The organism is Streptomyces sp. NPDC045431, from assembly GCF_040646655.1.
GTDB lineage: Bacteria > Actinomycetota > Actinomycetes > Streptomycetales > Streptomycetaceae > Streptomyces.
Window position 1 is genome coordinate 39,150 of the sequence record NZ_JBEZAQ010000015.1, and the last position, 20,030, is coordinate 59,179.

Consider the following 20,030-nt stretch of genomic DNA (forward strand, 5'->3'; position numbering starts at 1 on the left):
CAGCCAGGGCTGTTGGTCAGCAGATTCTGCGGGCGCCGGGCTCGAGAAGCGATTCGTCCCACGGGACGTACGAGAGCCGATTCGGGTCCCAGTAGTACATCAAGTCCGCGTTCTCGCTTGACCATCCCTGGTAGATCTCGTCCCAGGAACGCTCCGCATGGTTCGTCAGGGAGCGGGCTTCGATCACGTCGTCGCCGCGCTGGTAGCGCACGTCCATCGAGATGCGGACCTCGTCGCGGACCACCGCGGGCAACGACTGATGGACCGTGAGGCTGGGAAACGTCACCACGTCGCCCACGGCGAAATCGCCGCCGACCCAGTCGGTCTCGTGCGCGCACAGCTGCGCCCCCCAGTTGGTCCAGTAGCCGTCACTGTCCCCGGTTCCCACCGGCAGGCGGCCCTGCCGGTGGGAACCACGCAGGATGACGAGCGGACCGCTCGCAAGACCGCAGTCCCCGACGGGGAACCAGCAGGTCCACGTTTCGGTACTGCCCTGAACGAGCGGGAAGTCCTGATGCGGTGGGGTCGCGCCCGTCGACGGGTGCGCCGTCATGGCGCGCATGATGTGCCGCGGATGGACGAACACGTCGTCGGTGCCGAAGAGCTTGCGATAGAGGTCCAGGAGCGCCGGCTGGTGCGGCAGCCGATGCAGCTCGGGCAGCCTCTGCAGGGCGGCGTAGAGCTCCGCGGTGACGCCGATGTCGACCCGCATCCGGTCGGCGGGCAGCTGGTTGAGCCGGGCGAGATCCAGTTTCCCGTCGAGCGGACCGGCATCCGGCGCCCGTAGACCATGCTCCGACAGTACGTCGAGGACTTTGGAGCGTAGCTGCAGAATCGGCTCCGGATCGAGCAGTCCACGGAAGAACAGATACCCGTCGCGCTCGGCTCGGGCTCGCAGCTGGTCAGGGTGGCCGAGGAGTTCGGTGGATTCCTCGAATGGCGTCAGATCAGCGGCTTGGAGCTTCACCGGAACCGAAGACATGGTTTCGCTCATGGCCCCAGGCTAGGAACGCGCTTCCTCGCCGCGCCATGTGGAAAACGCTCCGTTCATGGACGATCCGATCAGCGCCGGGCGCGCGGCCGCTCGAAGGCTTCGGGGCTTGCCGGGGTTGACGCGTCGCAGCGCACCCTCCTAGCGTGCCTGAAACGATTCACCTTCGTGCTGTCGGCGCTGCCGTCCGAGAGGGGCACTCCCGTGGGGGTTCTGCACGTCGTCAAGCCCACCGTCGAGTACGCCACCTGCCCTCTCGGGCTCCACACGCAACGGCCGCGGCTGAGCTGGCAACTGCTTACCGACCGACCGGATCAGGCGCAGAGTGCCTACCGGATACACGTCGCGACCAGCGTCGACCTGCTCGACAACCCTGATGTCTGGGACAGTTCACGGGTGACGTCCGACCAGTCGGTGCTGGTTCCCTACGCCGGTGCCGCGCTTGCCCCCCGCACCCGATACCACTGGTCGGTGCGGGTCTGGGACGCGGACGGTGTGGCGAGCGAATGGAGTGAGCCCTCCTGGTGGGAGACCGGACTCATGGACGGCTCGGACTGGACCGGCCGCTGGATCGGCGCCCCGGCGACCCTGGTGGACGCGGCGGCAGCGGCCCCGCTGCCAGGGGTGCCGACCCTGGAAGGGGCCCAGTGGATTCGCCTGGCGGACAGCAGCGCGCGGGGCCGGGCAGGGACCGGAGCCTCCGCCGCGATCCGCTGGTTCCGCGTCGTCGTCGACGTACCGCCGGGTGTCCGCCGGGCCTGTCTGGTGCTGGCCGCCGACGGCGGCTTGACCGCCTACGTCGGCGGCACCCAGGTCCTGCACACGGTCGCCGATCCCACCGCGGAGAACTGGCGCCGGCCGGCCGTGGCCGAGGTCACCGCCCAGCTGCGGCCGGGACGCACCGCCGTAGCGGTCCGCGTCGACACGAGCAGCACCGGATCCGGGGAGGCCGGCCTCCTCGGAGTGCTGGAGTTCACCACCGCCGACGCGGTACGCCACGTGCGGACATGCCGTACGTGGAAGACCACCGGTGGCGAACCCGCGGGGGACTGGTCGGGCCCCGACTTCGACGACAGCACCTGGGCGGCCGCCGACGAGTGGGCGGCCTGGGGTACGGCCCCGCGAGGGGCGGTGGCCCCCGCCGCATCCCCCGCCTTCCAGCTGCGGCGCGAGTTCCGCCTCCCCGCGCAACGGATCGCCCGCGCCCGTCTGTACGCCACCGCCCTCGGGCTGTACGAGGCGCACCTCAACGGCCGCCGCGTCGGCGCCGACGAGCTGGCCCCGGGCTGGACCGATTACCGCAAGCGGGTGCAGTACCAGACGTACGACGTCACCGACCTGCTGCGCGGCGGCGCGGCCAACACGCTCGGCTTCCACCTGGCGGACGGCTGGTACGCGGGCACCATCGCCTCCTTCGGCCGGCACCACTACGGCGAACGCCCCTTGCTCCTGGCGCAGTTGGAGGTGACGTACACCGACGGCTCAACCGAGCGGATCGTGTCGGACCAGGCGTGGCGGGCGGCGGCGGGCCCGCTGGTCTCCGCGGACCTGATCGGGGGCGAGGACTACGACGCCCGGCGGGAGACGGACGGCTGGACACAGCCCGGCTTCGACGACTCCGGGTGGCAGCCGGCGGAAGCAGCGGCGGTCACCCCACCACCCGCGATCGTGACCCAGGCCGATGCCCCGGTCCGGGTGGCGGGCGAGCTCCCCGCCCGGCGGGTCACCGAAGTCGCCCCAGGGGTCTTCGTCTTCGATCTGGGCCAGAACATGGTCGGTTCGGTGCGGCTGAAGGTCTCCGGCTCGGCGGGCACGGTGGTGCGGCTGCGCCACGCGGAGGCGCTCAACCCGGACGGCACGCTCCACACCGCCAACCTGCGGTCGGCCCGGGCCACCGACACCTACACCCTCAGAGGCGGGCCGGTGGAGGTCTACGAGCCGCACTTCACGTTCCACGGCTTCCGCTACGTGGAGGTGACCGGCTACCCCGGGGTGCCGCCCCTGGACGCGGTGACCGGCCGGGTCATGCACACCTCGGCCCCGTTCACCATGGACTTCGAGACCGACGTACCGATGCTCAACCAGCTGCACTCCAACATCACCTGGGGCCAGCGCGGAAACTTCCTGTCCGTCCCCACCGACACCCCGGCCCGCGACGAGCGGCTCGGCTGGTCCGGGGACATCGGCGTCTTCGCCCCCACCGCGGCCTACGTCATGGGGTCGGCGCGCTTCCTCACCAAGTGGCTGCGGGACCTGTACGACGCCCAGCGGGCGGACGGCGCGTTCCCCGATGTGGCGCCGCAGATCGGCATGGTGGGCGCGGGCACGCCGGGCTGGGGCGATGCCGGCGTCTCCGTGCCGTGGGCGCTGTACCAGGCGTACGGGGACACCCGGGTCCTCAGGGAGGCGTGGGAGCCGGCCAGGCGCTGGCTGGACTACCTGCACCGGCACAGCGACGGCTACCTGCGTCCCGCCACGGGCTACGGTGACTGGCTCAACGTTCGCGACGAGACGCCCAAGGACGTCCTCGCCACCGCCTTCTTCGCCCACAGCGCCTCCCTCGTCGCCGGCATGGCGCGGGCTCTCGGTGAGGACCCGGCCCCCTACGAGAAGCTCTCCGCCACCGTCCGCGGCGCCTTTCGCGCGGCCTATGTCTCGCAGGGCGGCGCCCGTATCAAGGGCGACACCCAGACCGCGTACGTACTCGCCCTGTCCATGGATCTGTTGCCGGAGCCGGATCGCGGCCGGGCCGCGGACCGCCTGGTGGAGCTGATCGAGGCGCGGGACGGGCACCTGTCGACCGGCTTCCTCGGCACGCCACGGCTGCTCGGGGCCCTCACCGCCGCGCGGCGCACGGACGTGGCGTACCGGCTGCTGCTCCAGGAGTCGTTCCCCGGCTGGGGCTACCAGATCGCCCGCGGAGCCACCACCATGTGGGAGCACTGGGACTCCGTGCGGGAGGACGGCGGCTTCCAGGACCCGGGGATGAACTCCTTCAACCACTACGCCTACGGCGCGGTCGGTGCGTGGATGTACGCCACCGTCGCCGGCATCGCGCCCGCCGCGCCCGGCTTCCGGCGCCTGGTCGTCCGCCCCCGTCCCGGCGGTGCGGTGACGGCGGCGCGCGCCCGCTTCGACTCGCTGTACGGCCCGGTCACCACCTGCTGGAAGGCGGGCGGCGGCGGCTTCACTCTGCGTCTCGGCCTGCCGGTGGGCACCGCCGCCGAGGTGTGGGTTCCCGCCCGCGCCGCGGCGGATGTCAGTGCCGGAGACACGCAGTTCCTGCGGATGGACGACGGCTGCGCGGTCTTCGCCGCCGGTTCGGGCCGTCACCTGTTCCGTACCGGACGACATGCTCGATGAGCGTCGCGGCGGCCCCCGGCACCGTAGCGGTGTGGCGCGCGTCTCATCCCGTCACCCCGCGTCGTCTCCCGCCGCGCGGTAGGCGGTCGGGCTGAGGCCGTAGTGCGTCCGGAACCGGCGGGAGAAGTAGTTCGGGTCGGGCCAGCCGACCGCGGCACCGACGCGCGCCACGGGCTGTGTGGTGCCCCGCAGCAGCGCCGCCGCGCTCTCCGCCCGCGCGCGGGCGAGGTACGCCATCGGCGGGAGCCCGATGTGGCTGGTGAACATCCGGGAGAGATGGCCTGTGCTGACCGCGAGTTCGGCGGCGAGCCGGGCCGGGGTCCAGGCCTGTGCGAGATCGGACTCCAGCAGCCGTACGGCGCCGAGTACGAGCGGGTGGGCCGAGGGTGCGTCCGCCGTGACGGTCGGAGCGGGTGCCTGCGGTGCCGCCGCGGCGAGAGCGTCGAGGAAGACCGCGAGGCGGCCGAGGACACCGATTCTGTGGACCGGGCCGTCGTGCCCGGCGGCCGCGGCCAGTTCACCGAGGAGCGACAGGCACCGGGTGTGGTGTTCCGCATCGAGCCGGAAGCCGAAGACCCCTGCGCTGCCCGGCGCGCTCGGCCCGCCCCACAGCAGGTGGTTGACGGCCGGTTCGGTGCGGATCCAGGCGAGGTCGGCGCGGAGCAGCTCGGCCGCGAAGCAGCAGTTGACCACGGTGAGACCGGTGCAGTCCACGTAGCCGTGCCAAGGCCCCGGCCGGAGCACGATGACGTCCCCCGCTGCGAGCGGCCGGCCCCCGGCCGCGGTCAGGTGCCGCCCCCGCCCGGAGACGATGAGGGCGATCTCCAGGAAGTCGTGGCTGTGCCCGGGCACGTCGCCGGTCAGCCGGTGCCGGCCGGTGTGCACCGGAACCCGGGCGGGGAACAGGCCGGTGCCGTGCAGCAGGCCACCGGACTGGGCGTCTTCGTACGGCACATCAGTATCGTGCTAGCCCGTGCGAGTCGTTGGCTAGCCCCGCGGCCACCGGGGCGACCAGCATGAGGGGTATCGCTGAGACCCCCTTGCGAGGGCCGATGAGGCTGAGGAGCACGATGGAGCTTTCCGAAGAGAGCGTGGAGCACTACCGGCGGCACGGTTTCGTGCGCGTGCCCGGAGTCCTCTCGGCGGCCGAGGCCGCCGGCTACGCCCGCGCCGCCGCCGAACTGCCCGGTGCGTCGTCGACCGGCCCGGAGATGCGGGCCTTCCGGCAGTACGTCAACGTCTGGCGCACGAGCGCGGCGTTGCGCGCGCTCACCCTGCACCCGAAGCTCTCGGCGCCGGCGCATTTGCTGGCCGGTGTGCCCCTGCGTCTGTGGCACGACCAGGTGCTCGTGAAGCCGCCGCACCACGAGACCGCGACCGAGTTCCACCAGGACCACCCGTACTGGCCGCACCGGACCTGTCGGCACGCGCTGTCCGCCTGGGTGGCGCTGGTCGACGTACCGGCCGAGCGCGGCTGCATGACCTTCCTGCCCGGCTCCCACACGCACACGGGGCTGCGGCCCCAGGACCTGCACAAGGAGGGGGACTTGTTCGAGATCGACCCCGAGCTGCGGTGGAGCGAGCGGGTCACCGTCCCGCTGCGCGCGGGGGACGTCACCTTCCACAACAGCTACACCGGGCACATGGCCCTGCCCAACCGCACGGACGCGGCACGGCTCGCGCACGTCGTGATCTATATGGACGCGGACACGGTCTACGACGGCCGTCCGCACCCGGTCACGGACGGCGTCGGCCTCCTGCCCGGCGACCGCCTCGACGGCGACCTGTTCCCTCCGCTGACGCCGGCCGCTTGAGCATCCGCCCTTCGCGGTCACAGGACGTGCTGGGCGCTTCGCCACTCCCGTGGTGACTGGCCGACGTGCTGCCTGAACAGGCGGGAGAAGTAGTACGGGTCGGCCACGCCGCACCGCCGGGCGACCTGGCCGACCGTGAGGCCGGTCGTGCGCAGCAGCTCCTGTGCCCGGGCGATCCGCCGTGCGGCGACCCAGCCCATCGGCGAGGTGTCGAGGTGCCGGCGGAAGCGGCGCGTGAGTGTCGCGACGCCACAGCCCGCCACGCCGGCCAGCTCGCCGATCGTGAGCCGGTGGTGCAGCTCCTGGTCGACGTACTGCAGCACGCGCCGCAGATCGTCGGGGACGAGCGCCCCGTACCAGGGCCCGGCCGCTCCGAGCGACTCCGACAGCTCGTGGAGGAGCAGCGTCCCGAGCGCCCGCATCAGCCCCTCGTCCGGCACGCCCCGCCGGAACACCTCGACCGCGTACAAGGAGACGTCCACCAGCCGCGGGCGTTCCTCGGCGGAGGAGACCACGACCGAGCCGCCGGGAAGGACCGTACCGTCGCGCCGCCACCCGCAGCCCGTGAGCGGGTGGTCGCGGTCGTGCGGCACTTCGGCCACCACCCGGTGCCCGGGGTCGTGCTCGGGTACGAGGTGCGCGCCGGCGAGCAGGAACGGGTCCAGCACGTCGGCGGCATAACGGATCGACCGCCCCCACGGCAGGATGAGGAGCACGCCGGCCCTCATCACATGGCGCTGTCCGTTGACCCAGACCTGGCCGCCTCCTCTCCGGCACAGGAGGACCATGCGTGACTCCACCCGCGCGTGCCGCAGCCGCCCGCCGGGCTGGAACTGATACATGTTCGCCTGGCTCACGACCGGGAACGGCGTCCCACCGACCATGAGCGGATTGTCCGGCAACCGTGCGTCCGGCGTCATCGCCCAGGCGCACGGCGCCGCGGAGGTGTGCGACGGAGGATCACATCGGCAGGACGAGGTTCAGCTGCGCGCCGGGCTCCAGCGTGTGCACGAGATCGCCCTGGCGCAGCTCCACGTGTCCGGTGGGACGAGCCGACCAGCGTATCGCCTTGTCGTCCCGCCGCCACGACACCTCCACCACTCCCCCGCCGGGAAGCGGCAGTCGACCGGACGCCCCGCACTCGCCGGCGAGCAGCTCGAGGCGCAGCCCGCCGTCGGGATCCACCCAGAGTCCGAGCAGCATCCGCGACAGCAGCCACGTCGGGGTTCCGGACCACTGGTGGCACCGGCTCCACCGGGGGTCGAAGTTCTCCCACCATGTCGTGGCTCCCTGGTCGAGCAGCCAGCCGTAGAGCCCCTCGATCCGTTCGAGCACCTCGTGCGCCCGGCCACGGCGGGCCAGCTCGATGAGCGAGAAGTGCAGGAAGTACGGCGTCACGAAGCGCTCGCCCGTGGCGAGGTGGCTGGACAGCCGTGGTCCGGTGGCGTCGAGGGGGAAGCAGGAGTCGAGGTGGTCGAGCACCAGCTGCACGGCGGCCGGCTCGGCGCTCGGCGGCAGGACTCCGGCGCGGAGCGCCAGGGACGCCGCGTGGTAGCCGAGCGGTTCGGCGGACGTGCGACGGGTCAGCGTCTCGCGCAGCGCCGCGGCGGCCTCGTCGACGGCCGCGGTGGCGCTGTGTCCCACCTCGCGCAGCCAGCGGGCCGAGGCGTCCAGTCCGTCGAGGGCCAGCAGTGAGATCGACAGGCCGTCGTCGGCGGCGCCCCAGTCCACGAACGGCCACGGCAGAGGCCCCTCGATCCCCTGGGGACCGAGGCGGGCGCAGAACGCCGCGGCGTTGCGTGCCGCGGCCGGTGCCAGCTCGCCGAGCAGCTTGCGGCTGCCGGTGAGCGCGGCATGCCGCAGCACCGCCCCCGGCCACAGCGCGGAATACGACGCGAGGTGCCGGACGGCGCCGGGCCCCTGACCGGCCACGAACCCGTCGTCGTCGGCGCAGCCGGCCGCCATCCGCAGCGTGCGCTCCACGATCCGCAGGTCCCCGTGTGAGACGGCGGCGATCTCCATGCCGACCACGGCATCGCCCAGCCACTGGCCGCGCTCGCGGACCGGGCAGTCGACCAGGGCGTCCTCGGAGCAGGCCCGCAGCGTGTCGACGCCGACCTGCCAGATGCGATCGAGCCGGGGAGAGCCGGTCGCCAGACTGCCGACCGGGTCGGCGGGGGCGCTGCTGCGCTCGTCGAAGCGCAGCTCCCCGATGTGGACCGGCGAGCCCTCGGCCAGCACGTGCACCTCGACCCAGCGCCCGGCGCGGGGGGTCACCGGGCCCAGCCGCTGCCGCCCGTCGGCGGCGACGTAATGGTCGAGGTTCGCCGACAGGCCGTTGCTCATCGAGATCCAGGGCGTGACCCGGCCGTCGACGAGGTCCTCGCTGTAGAGCAGATCGACGGTGGCGCCCGGGGGCGCGCTGATCTCGACGCTCGGGCGCCCGAGGCGGACGCGGCCGAGGTCGAAGCGCGCCCACACGCCCTGCGCGGGCCCCTGTCCGTCCGGCGCCAACTGCCGGGCGAACACCGTGGCGGCCGGGTCGTCCTCGGGAAGCAGCAGGCGCTCGACGAACTCCCCCTGCGCCACGCGTACGGCGGTGAGGGGCGTGAGGGACACCGGTGGGCCCATGTCGGGAGCGGGGGCCGGCAGGCCGGGCACCGGTACGGCGGGCGCCCAGGTGTCGGCGGCGGTGCCGGGGCCTGTCCACGCCGGCAGCTCGCGCGTGTCGCACCACTCGACGAAACCGAGGTTGCCGTTGAGGCGGCGGACCCCCGGCCGGTACGCCCGCAGCGGCGCCGCCCGCCAGTCGAGGTCGGGGTGTCCCTCGACCTCGACCCACAGGTGCGGCGCCACGACCGCCGCCTGTTCGGTCGGCACGCCCGGGTGCACGACGTGGAACGCCAGCACGTGCGGACCGGGAGCGAGGTCGAGCGCCGTCTCCACGTGCTCCGGGTGGTCGGCGGGGGCGCGTGGCGGTCCTTCGGCGACGGGCTCGCCGTCGACGTGCAGCACCGCCCACCACGAGGCGGAGAAGCGCACGACGAGACGGCGCCGCTCCGGCAGGTCGACCACCGCGCGGATGCCCACGTGCGCGTCGATCTCAGGCGCGCCGTCGGTCCACAGGTGCGTCATGTCGCCTCCCGGCAGTCCGTGTCGACAGGTCGTACGGCGACGGCGACGGCGTCGAACCGGTCGGGAAGGTGGAGCGTGAGCTCCCTGCCGCCCGTCAGTTCCCGCGGTGCCGCTCCCGCCGGGAAGGTCTGGACGTGGTAGCGCTGTCCTTCGCGCAGCCCGTGCGGGCGCACCCGCAGCCGGTCGTCCTCGGTGTTCTGCCGCCACACCCCGAGCAGGCAGCCGGCCGGGGAGAAGACCTCCAGAGCCGTCAGCGCCTCGGTGCGGTGCGGCGGCTGCTCGGGGCCGTGCCGGCGCACCGACGCGTTCGCGAGCAGGTCTGCCGAGGCGTTCGCGAAGGCCACCGCCTCGACCATCAGCGCCCGTCGGTCCTCGTCGAGGCGGTCCACGGGCCCACTCAGGGTCATGCGCCCGAGCAGCCCTGTGACCAGTCGGTAGCGCGTCTCGGCGAGGCTCAGGCCCGGCTCGAGCACGGCCCAGCTGACGGCCTGCGACGGGTGCAGTACGTCCAGCACCGCACGCAACACGTTGGGGAAGCTGCGCCAGCCGCCGTTCCAGTGGCCGTGATCGCTGACGCTGCCGAGGTGTGTGCGCGACAGCAGGCCGTAGCTCGTACGCCCGCCGCCGCTCGCGCAGTTCTCCAGGACGACGTGCGGATGCCGGGCGCGCAGCCCGTCGAGCACCGCCTGCCAGCCCGCGGCGAGCTCCAGCGCACCCTGCCCCGGTCCGTGCGGTGTCGCATCCGGTCCCGGGACGACCTCGGTGTTGTAGTCGAACTTGAAGTACGCGTAGCCGTGGTCGACGAGCCCGTCCAGCACGCCTGCCAGGTGGTCGCGGACCTGTGGCTGCCGCAGGTCGAGGAACGCCCGGCCCGCGTCGAGCAGGGGCCGGCCGTCGCGCTGCAGCAGCCAGTCCGGGTGCTCGGCCACGAGGCGCGAGGCGACCCCGGCGACCTCGGGTTCGAGCCAGATGCCCGGTACGAGCCCGGCGTCGCTCAGGTCTTCCGCCAGGGCTTTCATGCCCGCGGGGAAGCGGCTCTCGTCGTGCGTCCAGTCCCCCGCCAGGGTCCACCAGGTGGCGATCTCCCCCTCGGGCGTCTGCGGTGCGTACCACCCGGCGTCCAGGACGAAGGTCTCGACGCCCGTGCCGGTCAGCGCGGCCGTCTGGGCCGCGACGGTGGAGGCGTCGAGCGTGTTCATCGTCGCGTGGTACTCGTTGTAGACGACGCCGCGACGCGGTTCGCGCGGTGCCTGGTGCAGCCGGCGGTGCCGGTGGAAGGCGTCGACCACCTCCGCGCGGTCACCTTCCACGGCACCGACCACGACCGGCACCGTCTCCAACCGCTCGCCCCTGCCCAGCACGTGGCGCCAGTGGCCACCGGCGTAGTTGGGGCCGCCGGCCTGCGTGTAGACGGTGCCGGAGTCGGCGCCGACCTCCATGCGCCAGCCGGCGGAGGCGTCGACCTGCACGCCGTACGAGATGCCCGCCGCGCGGTCCTCGAGCACGTAGAACGGCAGCAGGTGCTTCGACGGCCAGGAACCGGTCGTCTCCACCGACCAGGCGTTGATACAGGATTCCGGGTACAGCGCGATGTCCGTCACCGGCCGCGACCGCAGGGTCCCCTCCCAGCACCAGCCACCGTCGTAGGTGTGCAACCACAGGGCGTCGAAGTCGCCGTGCGTCGCCAGGCCGCGCAGCATGCCGCTGCTGACGTGGTCGACGGTCAGCGGCACCTCGGTCGCGCGGACGCTCGTCCAGCGGGTCAGGCAGGAGGAACCCGGCCTCGCCAGGAAGTGCAGGTCCATCTCCAGCCCCTGGTCGCCCGACGAGCTGAGCACCACGTGCAGGCCACCGTCCCCCAGCCGTTCGGCCCGGTGGCTGTGGACCGTGGTGCTCTCCGTGCTGCCGCAGCCCGTCCACCGGGTGCCGTGCTGAGGGAGCGGGCGGTCGTCCCCGGCCAGCTGCAGCTCGGCCTCGGCGCCGAGCCGGCCGCCGCGCAGCTGCTTGAGTTCCTCGGCGCCGAGCCGGTGGCCCGGGCCGAACGCGACCTGCCGCGCCGTACCGGCGATGTCGACCGCGTGCACCACGCCGGCGGTACTGAGCAGCAGGAGCGACCCGTCGACGTCGAGCTCGGGGCACGTCACGGACACCGCCCCAGGCTGGCGCCGCGGCCCGTCACCGGGAGCCTCATACCCCCACCTCCCTCGAGGAGCGCATGCGGGTCAGCGCGTCGGCCGGCGGCGCGTCGAGGAAGAACATGTCGTTGCCCGCGGTGGCGGACCCTCCCGGCGCGATGGCCCCGAAGCCGCTGGCCGCGTGGATGCAGGAGTACTCCCTGTTGTGGAACAGGAACGCCGCCGGACGGCCGACGGTGGCGACGGTCCGGCTGCCGTCGCGGCTGCACACCGCCAGCCACGGGTCGAGGACGACATCGGGCGTGGCGTGGAAGGCGGAGACGAACGGCAGGTCCGTCGCGGGGGGCGCGCCGGCCGTCGAGTAGAACTGCACGGTGGGTCGGGTGCTGTGCCGGCGCGGGACGGAGAGCAGGGGCACGGGTTCGCCGGCGATGCCGGTGAAGTGCCGTTCGCAGTCGTGGTCCCTGACGTCCCGGGCACCGCCGCAGGACAGGCAGTTGAAGGCCAGTGCGTTCTCCCAGTGGCGGTCGCTCTCGTTCTCCACGGTGTACGACACCACGACGGCGTCGTCCGAGGACAGGTCGACCGTCATCTCGTAGGCCAGCTCACCGGGTCGGCGTCCGGTGGCCCGCCATATACGGGCCTCCTGCCGCTCCCACCGCGGCACCAGCGTCGTGTACCAGACGGCGGATGCCGCATCGCCGATGGCCTCCGGAAAAGCGAGCGAGAAGCGGGCACCGGGAAAGGCGGGCACCTCGCTCAGCCAGGCGCTCATGGTCCCTGCGACGGGCTCGAACTTCATCGTTTCACTCCTCAGCGGCTTCGCGCGACGCGGAAGCCGATGTAGTCCGTGCGGTTCAGCGCCCAGCCCGACTGCCCGACCGCGGCCACCCGCAGGTTGGCCGGCACCGTCGTGACCCAGCTGCCGCCCTTGACGATCGCGGTCGCGGCGTCGGGCTGGTCGGCGGTCCACTCGGCGACGTTGCCGGACAGGTCCAGGACGCCGAACGGGCTGGCTCCTGCCGGCAGCGATCCCACCGGGGCGGTCCCCTCGGCGTCGTAGTGGGCGTGCGACGGCTCCATCTCGTCGCCCCACGGGAAGACGCGGTGTTCGTCGGCCCGTGCGGCGCGCTCCCATTCCGCCGCCGACGGCAGGCGCACACCGGCCCAGGTGGCGAAGGCCTGGGCGTCGTGCAGGTTGACGTGCGTGACGGGGTGGTCGGCCAGGTCATCCGGCGGGGTGGGGCCTCGCCACCAGTCGGGTGCCTCGCCACCGCCGTCGGCGACGAAGAGCGCCCACTGCCCGTTGGTGACGGGCGTGCGGCCGATGGCGTACGCGGGCAGCTCGACCCGGGCGCCGGGCAGTTCGCCGTCGAACCAGGACGGGTGTACTCCGAAACGCTCGGCCAGGGCCTCGACCTGCGTGCTCGGCGTCCCGGTCTGCGCGGTTCCCGGCGGGATGGGGACCAGATCCAGCTCCAGCTTGCTGCTCGGCACGGTGCTCCTTCTCGTACGGTGACCCACAGGGTTCGGTCCTTCGCCCGCTCTAGTAGTCGATGGTCAGCGTCGACTGCTGGGCGTGGCGCATCTTGATGAACGTGGTGCCGTTCGCGACATGCTTGAACCCTTCCGGCGCGGCGTCGAGGTCGGTGACCGGGCCGAGTCCGCGACCGTCGACCTGGACCGAACGCGGGGCGGGTATCCCGGTGATGAGCAGCTGTGACACCTGCCCCGGGAAGAATCCCAGCCTGGCGGTCAGCCTCGATGAGGTGCGCTCGGCACCGAGCACGTCGGCGGCGGTGGAGATCCGGGTGTTGGGGTGGATCAGCGCGGTCTGCACGTCGACGGGGTGGCCGAGAAGCATGACCATGGGTTTGAGGATGTCGTCGGGGTTGAGGTCGAAGTCCTTCACCGGCGTGTTCGGGACCAGGAGCCAACTGTCCGGGTAGCCGCCCTTGTACGGCTCGGTGGTCCGCTGCTGGTGCAGCGCGCTGATCACGATGGCCTCGGCTATCCGGCGCCACGGGAACCCGCCGATGTCGGCCGGCAGGTGGAACGGCTTGGTGCAGCTCGGGTCGGCCGAGGCGTCAAGGAGACTGAGCAGGAAGTAGGCGTACACCAGGCCCACCCACTGCACCGGCCGGCCGAACCACGGGATGGTGAACATCGTCGCGCCGTAGTCGGAGATGGACGCGTACGGCATGTACGGCCGGTCGGGCGCCGACCACGTGTACAGGAACGGCAGTCCGGTCCGCGCCCAGTAGACGGCCCGGTTCAGGTACCGGGTCTCGCCGGTGAGCCGGTACGCCTCGGTGTAGGCACCGATGCCGTACGCGGAGCCGAGCAGCGTCGGCGTGTGGAGGGGCATTTCCCAGACGCCCACGGCGCGTGGCACGTTGAACTGCTCGATGAACTGGAGAGCCCGCATACCCGCCTGATGGGCAACGGTGTCTCCGGTGAGCCGGGCATAGCGCAGGAGGCCCTGGGCGTGGACGGTCGAGACGCCCATGATCTCGGTTCCGCGTTCACCCAGGATCTCGTCTTCCGCTTCCTTGGGGTTGAAGGCCCAGCCGCCGGACGGCAGTTGCGTGCGGATTCTGGCGTCCCTGTTCTTCTCGAACTCGGTGATGGCGCCTTCGAGGTTGCCGAGGTAGAACGGCGCGTGGAACCAGCCGCTGTACGTGCCGTCCGTGTTGCCGAGCGCGGTGCGGCCTTTGGTGGTGAGGAGGTTGACGACGAATTCGTGCACCCGGTGGAACACGGCCGTGCGCTCGTCGGCGTTCGTGGTCAGCAGTCCGGCGATATGCAGGTTCACCCCGTACGGCACGTAGGGGAATGCCTTTTGACCGGACCACGCCGCCCACCCCTTGACCTCCGGATCCCAGAAGGACGTGAGGTAGGCGTGCCGGACGAGCGCGAGCTCGTCCTCCCAGCTGAAGGGCATCGTGGCGGGCTCGGGGACGCCGTGCAGTGAGTACCAGTCCTCGACGGCGGTGAGCACGTCGTCGGAGGGGTTGACGATGAAGTCGGCCGTGACGGAGAGCGGCCGGCCGGCTGCGGCGGAATGGGGCGCCGTGGCCCATGGCGCGTTCTCCGGGACCGGGTTGGGGACAGCCGGGACGAACAGCGAGAGCAGATGGTTGGCCTGCCCGGCGAGCCAGTTCGGTGAGGCGAACCGTGCGCTGGGGTACCGGTTCTGGCCGTCCCACCGCTGGTTCGTGTCCCAGGCGACCGACACGGTCGACCCGCCGCCGGAGATCGCCATCACCGGGACCGTGATCCTCAGCGGATGCGGTGCGATACGGAGGTGGTCCGGTGGCCAGACATCGAGGGTGCTCGACGATCTCTCCCCCGCGACGAGCCATTCCAGCCCGGGGAAGAGCCCCATGTGTTTGGGCTTGCCGAAGCTGCCCTCGCCGGCGGTGAGCGAGGGGCCGCCGAAGGCGAGCAGTCTCGCCTGCCGATCGGGCGTGATCGAGTACGTGGCCTGGACGGCGCGTGCGGCTGAGCCGGCGTCGTCGGACACGGGCCTGACGGCGAGCCGCAGGTGCGAGGACCATCGCACGCCGTCGGCGTCCGTCACCTGCCCCGTCAGGACGACGTGATCGGCGGCCAGTTGAGCGGTGTCCGGGACGATCGGCATCAGGCGGACGCCGTCGGCAGCCGGACCGACGAGGTAGCTGAGCGGCTGCGACGTCGCCATCCGCTTCCACTCCTGGCCCGTCCGGACGTCGAGGAGGAGCTGCGTATAGCCGCCGGAGCCGCGAACGACGATCGCGCGGACGTTCTTGTTCTGCAGGTGCACATGCCCTGCCTGGTCCTGGAAGACGTGTACACCGCTGGGCCACCAGTGGGCGGACGGGGGCGGCACCGGGACGATGGGCAGGATCGCGCCGAACTGCTGGCGGCTGCCGGGTACCTCCATGGCGAACGTGGCCACACCGGGTACGTCGACCGTCGGGCGCGCCGTCCACAGCAGTTGGGCCGTGCCGTCGGGTGCGATGACGGGAGCCTGCTGGGTCGCGCCACCGGTGACGAGGTTCACCCCGCTCGGCAGCGTGATCGTCGCGGGGAAGGCCGTGGACGGTTCGCCGCCGACGTTGGACAGCTGGACCGCCAGGGTGACCTCTTCACCGGGGCGTACCGAGCCCGGCCGTACGATCAGTGGCGCGACCGCGATTCTGGCCCCGAGCCGTTCGATACGGATGTAGTCGAACTCGATCTGGGCGCCGTCGGCGCCCGGCGGCTCCCGGTCCAGGCGGAACACCTGCACCGTTCCCTGCTGCCACCGCGCGTTCTTCGCCGCGAGATCCACCGTGTATTCGTGGAACGTGCCGTCGGCCTTGATCGGTATCTCGATCAGCTTGTCCACGCCGAGCGTCGGGGACTTGTCGGTGGCGAAGTAGACCGAGACGCTCTCACCGGCGGTCGCCCGCATCCGGAACCGGAGGATGCGGTCGCGGATGCCGTTGAGGTTCAACGGCGGTGCGGTCATGTAGGGGTCGAAGCCGGTGACGCTGGTGCTGAGTGTGCCACCGCGCACGACGAACGGCGCCAGGCCTTTCGCCGCCGTCCATCCTTCGGCGTCGCCGTCCTTGTTGAATTCCCACCCCACGGCTGTGCCGGTGGTGGTGATCGGCTGGATGAACAAGCCCCGAGCCGAATCGAACTCCCAGGGCCCGGTGTCCGCGCGCTCCGCGGCACCGGCCGGTGTGACCCGGAAGAAGCCGCTGCCGAGCACGGCGACCGTGCCGACAGCGCCGAACTGCAGGAATCGTCTTCGTCCGATGCCGTTGGTTCCCATGGTGCGGTCCCTTCGTTTTCAGACTGGCTGGAGCCGTCCCGGCCGCGGGGCCGGCGGGGGTGGCCGTTCGGCCCGCGCAGATCAGCCGAGGCCGGGGTTCTACTTTCCGGTGCCGCCGCCCGCAAGGCCGCCCTGCATTCCGGCGAGGAAATGCTTGGACAGGAACACGAAGAGCAGCAGCAGCGGGATGCTCGCGATGGCGTATCCCGCGAACAGCGGGCCGTATTCCGTCGCGTGCTGAGTCTGGAAGAACTGCAGACCCGCCGACACGGTGCGCAGATCGTTCTCCGTGACGGTGAGCAGGGGCCAGAAGAAGTCGTTCCACACGCCGATCACGGTCACCAGCGCGACGGTTCCGACGACAGGAAGCGACAACGGAACCATGATGGAGACGAACATCCGCAGTCCGCCGGCGCCGTCCACGCGCGCGGCGTCGAAGAGCTCCTGCGGCAGCTGCTCGACAAACGTCTTCATCAGCAGAGTTCCCAGCACCGCGCCGCCTACGAGGTGCGGGACGACGAGCACGATGCGTGTGTTGAGCAGCCCCATGTCGCGCATGAGCACGAACATCGGGATCAGGCTGGAGATGCCCGGCACCATGAGCAGTACCGCGACCAGCCCGAAGAGCACGTTCCTTCCGAAGAACTCGTAACGGGCGAAGACGAACGCCGCCACCATGCACAGCGCGAGCGCTCCGACACTGGAGGCGATCGCCACGACCACCGAGGTGACCAGGTACGGCTGGATCTGCTCCCAGGCCCTGGCGTAGTTGTCGAAGTGGAACGGCAGGCTGGGCAGCCACCACGACTCGTAGTACTGCTGGTTGGTCTTCAGCGACGTCATGAGCATGAAGAGGAACGGGAAGAGCCCGACGAACGCGATGACACTGAGCACGCCCTTGATCGCGAGCTGGTCGCCTCGCCGGCGTCCGCGCGACGTGGCCGGCCCCACCGTGGTTCGCCCCGGTTCGCTCCGGTCCGGGGCGCTGTGCAGGCGGAGCTGGACCTCAGAGTCGACGGACATCGGCCCGGTCCTCTCTTCTGACGAACACGATGACGATGCTCAGCAGGATCGTCATGGCGAACAGCGTGGTGGACAGCGCGGCGGCATAGCCCCACTCGCTGCCCTGGAACGCCACTCCGAGCATGCGCAGCACCGGTACCTCGGTCGCGTTGTCGGGCCCGCCTCCGGTGAGCAGGTACGCCGCGAAGCCGTATTGCAGGACGTTGATCGTCGCCAGGAACACCAGCAGTTTGAGCTGGCTCGCCATCAGCGGAAGGTCGATCGCGAAGAACCGCCGCAGCCGGCCGCAGCCGTCGAGGGCGGCCGCCTCGAACACCTCGGCCGGGACGTTCTGCAGGGTGGTGAGGAACACCAGGAACGGAAGTCCGGCGACGAAGGGGAAACCGATGAACAGCAGCGACAGCAGCGCGAACTGCGGATCGCCCACCCAGTTCTGTGCCAGAGCGTCAAGTCCGACGGCTCGCAGGAGGCGGTTGACGACGCCGTTGTTGGGTTCGTACATCGCCGCCCAGAGCAGGACCGTGACGACTCCGGGAAACGCCATGGGCGCGATCAGGGCGGTGCGGAAGAAGAACTGCGCGCGCTTGCTCTTCAGGCTGATGATGAGCTCGGCCGCGAGCAGCGGAATGGCCCACGCCACGGTGATGCCGAAGACGAAGATGACACCGAGATTGCGGAACGACCGCCACCACAGGTCGTCGTCCAGCATGGCCCTGTAGTTGTCCAGTCCGACGAAGGGCGAGTCGAAGCCCGGCCGCCATTCGTAGAACGAGTGCCAGATTCCACTCGCCGCCGGGTAGTAGGCGAACACGGCCAGCGTCGCGAAGAGTGGTACGAGGGCCAGATAGGCGAACCAGGGAACGCTCTTCCCGCCCCTCGTCATCACTCCTCCTTCCGGGCGTCGCGCCTCGTCCTGTACCGGCCGGATCGCCCGCCCGCTGTTTCCGCCGGTCTTCACTTCGCCCAAGGCTCGTTCCCCCACTTGCCGTCCTTGACGGCCTGGCGTTGCCCCTTGATCCACAGGTCCTGGAGGTAACGCTGCTGCTCCGGCAGTGACTTCGTGCCCAGCAGCCATCCCTCGACGAGGCTGAGCCTGGTCACACCCGGCGGCCCGATGGGCATGGCCAGGGGGACCGGGTCTCCCCAGCTGCCCTCGGCGAACATCTTCGTCTCGTCGGCGCCGGAAGCGCCCTCGACCGCGGGGATGCCACCGGTGGCCTTCAGCCAGGGCTGCACGTTCTCCGGCGAACTGACGAACTGCAGGAACTTCACGGCCGCTTCGAGCTTCTTGCCCTTGACGGTCGACGGAATCATGTAGTTGGTGCCGCCGACACCGGCCCCGAACCTCGCCGGAGCGCCATGGGCGAGCGGCGTGGACTCCTTGGTGATCTGTGGGAACGGCATGCTGGCGAAGTCGAACTTCACATCCTGCAAGGAGGTGATACCGAAGTTGACCCCCCACGCCATGCCGGCCTTGCCGGCCGCGAAGTCACGCAGTCCGACCACGGCACCGTTGAGCCCCTCGGTGTTGCCCGACCACTGCTTGTCGACGCAGGAGTCCCACACCTTCTTGAGGAGCTTGAGCGACTCGGCGGCCTCGGGCGTCTTCGGCGTCAGATCGCCGGAGAGCACGGCCTTGGCGAGCGACTTGTTGGTGACGACGGGTTCGCCCGTCGCCGAGGTCGCCTTTCCGGGCTTGCCGTCCGCCGAGTAGACGTTGAGCCGGTCGACGTGCTTGTCGAGCAACATCCCGCTGATCGCGGTCATCGTCCAGTCGGGGCCCAGGTCGGACCGGTCCATCGCGAGCGGTGTGTAGCCGGCCCCCTTCAGCTTGGCGCACCCGTCGATGAAGTCCTCGAAGGTTTTGAACGGCCCCGTCAGTCCGGCCTTGCCGAACGCCTCCTTGTTGTAGAACAGCCCGGTCCCGGCCAGGTTGAAGGGCACGAACTCAAGCTTGCCCTCAGCGTTCCGGAGCGCCGGATTCTCAAGCCCGTAGTAACGCTTGCGGAAGGCGTCGGCCCACTTCTCGCTACCCGGTCCGGACGTGATGTAGGGGTTGGGTTTCGCGAGGTACTCGTCGAGGGCGTGCACCATGTGCGGCTTGTGAGGTACCTGACTGAACACCAACTCCGGTGCGGTACCGGCGGCAAGGTGCGTGGAGATCGTCTGCGCGAAGCTGTTCAGCGGCAGCACGACGGTCTTGACCTTGATGTTCGGCTCCGCCTTCTGGAAGGATGCGACGAGCTCCTCCCACGGCTTCCCGAACGACGAACCACTCTCGCTCCACTGGTTCGGGCCCTCCAGGGTGATGGTCACGGTGTCCCCGGACGACGAATCGTCCGCGCCGGAACCGCAGGCGGTCAGGCTCAACGCCAGAGCTGCGGTGGTCGCGGTCAGGCTCACCGCGGCCGAACCCCGCGACCGTGGGAATCCGCTGCGTGATCGTTCGCTCAAACCCCATCTGAGCATGCGTACACCCTTCTTAGCCCCGCGACTGTGCAGTCTGGGAGTGGTGCCCAAAGACGCTCTGGATCGTTTCAATTGGCTGGGCGTGAACCTAGGTCCGCGATCCAGCCACTGTCAATACTGTGACGGGATTCACACAGAACTCTGTTGCGGCGCAGGTGGCGGGCCGCATGAGGACCACGAGGCCGGTGTCTCCTCCCCAGCGAGGAGCGGGACGACGCGATGTGTGTACTCACCCGGCTCGCCCAGCGCACGCCCGCCCGCGCCGGCGGCAGTTCTCGACGCTGCGCGGCGGGACC

At 70.9% G+C, this 20,030-nt stretch carries 13 protein-coding genes; 2 read left to right on the forward strand and 11 right to left on the reverse strand.

What is annotated here, in order from left to right; translation table 11 throughout:
* Positions 1-16: 16 nt before the first annotated feature.
* Entirely contained in the window at positions 17-994 is a 978-nt protein-coding gene (locus AB0A69_RS25600; protein ID WP_361426456.1) for a phytanoyl-CoA dioxygenase family protein, read from the reverse strand.
* A gap of 201 nt (positions 995-1,195) precedes the next feature.
* On the opposite strand from AB0A69_RS25600, the gene AB0A69_RS25605 reads away from it, so the two are divergent.
* Positions 1,196-4,354, forward strand: a complete 3,159-nt coding sequence (locus AB0A69_RS25605) for a family 78 glycoside hydrolase catalytic domain (RefSeq protein WP_361426459.1) — start codon at positions 1,196-1,198, stop codon at positions 4,352-4,354.
* Positions 4,355-4,405: 51 nt separating this feature from the next.
* Here AB0A69_RS25605 and AB0A69_RS25610 read toward each other — a convergent pair whose 3' ends face one another.
* Positions 4,406-5,308 carry an AraC family transcriptional regulator gene (locus AB0A69_RS25610; protein ID WP_361426462.1) on the reverse strand — a complete coding sequence of 301 codons (903 nt, stop codon included), beginning with the start codon at positions 5,306-5,308 and terminating at the stop codon, positions 4,406-4,408.
* A 116-nt stretch (positions 5,309-5,424) separates the two neighbouring features.
* Between AB0A69_RS25610 and AB0A69_RS25615 the strand changes: the two genes are divergently transcribed.
* Positions 5,425-6,168, forward strand: coding sequence for a phytanoyl-CoA dioxygenase family protein (locus AB0A69_RS25615; protein ID WP_361426465.1), 744 nt, complete (start codon positions 5,425-5,427; stop codon positions 6,166-6,168).
* A gap of 17 nt (positions 6,169-6,185) precedes the next feature.
* On the opposite strand, the gene AB0A69_RS25620 is transcribed toward AB0A69_RS25615, so the two are convergent.
* The 9 genes from AB0A69_RS25620 to AB0A69_RS25660 form a co-directional block, all read right to left on the reverse strand.
* Positions 6,186-7,052, reverse strand: coding sequence for an AraC family transcriptional regulator (locus AB0A69_RS25620; protein WP_361426468.1), 867 nt, complete (start codon positions 7,050-7,052; stop codon positions 6,186-6,188).
* A gap of 76 nt (positions 7,053-7,128) precedes the next feature.
* Positions 7,129-9,303, reverse strand: coding sequence for a hypothetical protein (locus tag AB0A69_RS25625; protein ID WP_361426471.1), 2,175 nt, complete (start codon positions 9,301-9,303; stop codon positions 7,129-7,131).
* Positions 9,300-11,453, reverse strand: coding sequence for a glycoside hydrolase family 36 protein (locus tag AB0A69_RS25630; RefSeq protein WP_361426474.1), 2,154 nt, complete (start codon positions 11,451-11,453; stop codon positions 9,300-9,302). Before AB0A69_RS25630 ends, AB0A69_RS25625 begins: the two co-directional genes overlap by 4 nt.
* Before the next feature lie 37 nt (positions 11,454-11,490).
* Positions 11,491-12,240: a hypothetical protein gene (locus AB0A69_RS25635; RefSeq protein WP_361426477.1), complete on the reverse strand. Its 750-nt coding sequence runs from the start codon at positions 12,238-12,240 to the stop codon at positions 11,491-11,493.
* An 11-nt stretch (positions 12,241-12,251) separates the two neighbouring features.
* Entirely contained in the window at positions 12,252-12,935 is a 684-nt protein-coding gene (locus tag AB0A69_RS25640; RefSeq protein ID WP_361426480.1) for an SUMF1/EgtB/PvdO family nonheme iron enzyme, read from the reverse strand.
* A gap of 49 nt (positions 12,936-12,984) precedes the next feature.
* A complete protein-coding gene (locus AB0A69_RS25645; RefSeq protein ID WP_361426483.1) occupies positions 12,985-16,242 on the reverse strand; it encodes a hypothetical protein in 3,258 nt (1,085 codons plus the stop codon).
* 99 nt (positions 16,243-16,341) lie between these two features.
* Positions 16,342-17,265, reverse strand: coding sequence for a carbohydrate ABC transporter permease (locus tag AB0A69_RS25650; RefSeq protein ID WP_361426486.1), 924 nt, complete (start codon positions 17,263-17,265; stop codon positions 16,342-16,344).
* Positions 17,249-18,148, reverse strand: coding sequence for a sugar ABC transporter permease (locus AB0A69_RS25655; protein ID WP_361426489.1), 900 nt, complete (start codon positions 18,146-18,148; stop codon positions 17,249-17,251). Before AB0A69_RS25655 ends, AB0A69_RS25650 begins: the two co-directional genes overlap by 17 nt.
* 71 nt (positions 18,149-18,219) lie before the next feature.
* Positions 18,220-19,785, reverse strand: a complete 1,566-nt coding sequence (locus AB0A69_RS25660) for an extracellular solute-binding protein (protein WP_361426492.1) — start codon at positions 19,783-19,785, stop codon at positions 18,220-18,222.
* Between the last annotated feature and the right edge of the window lie 245 nt (positions 19,786-20,030).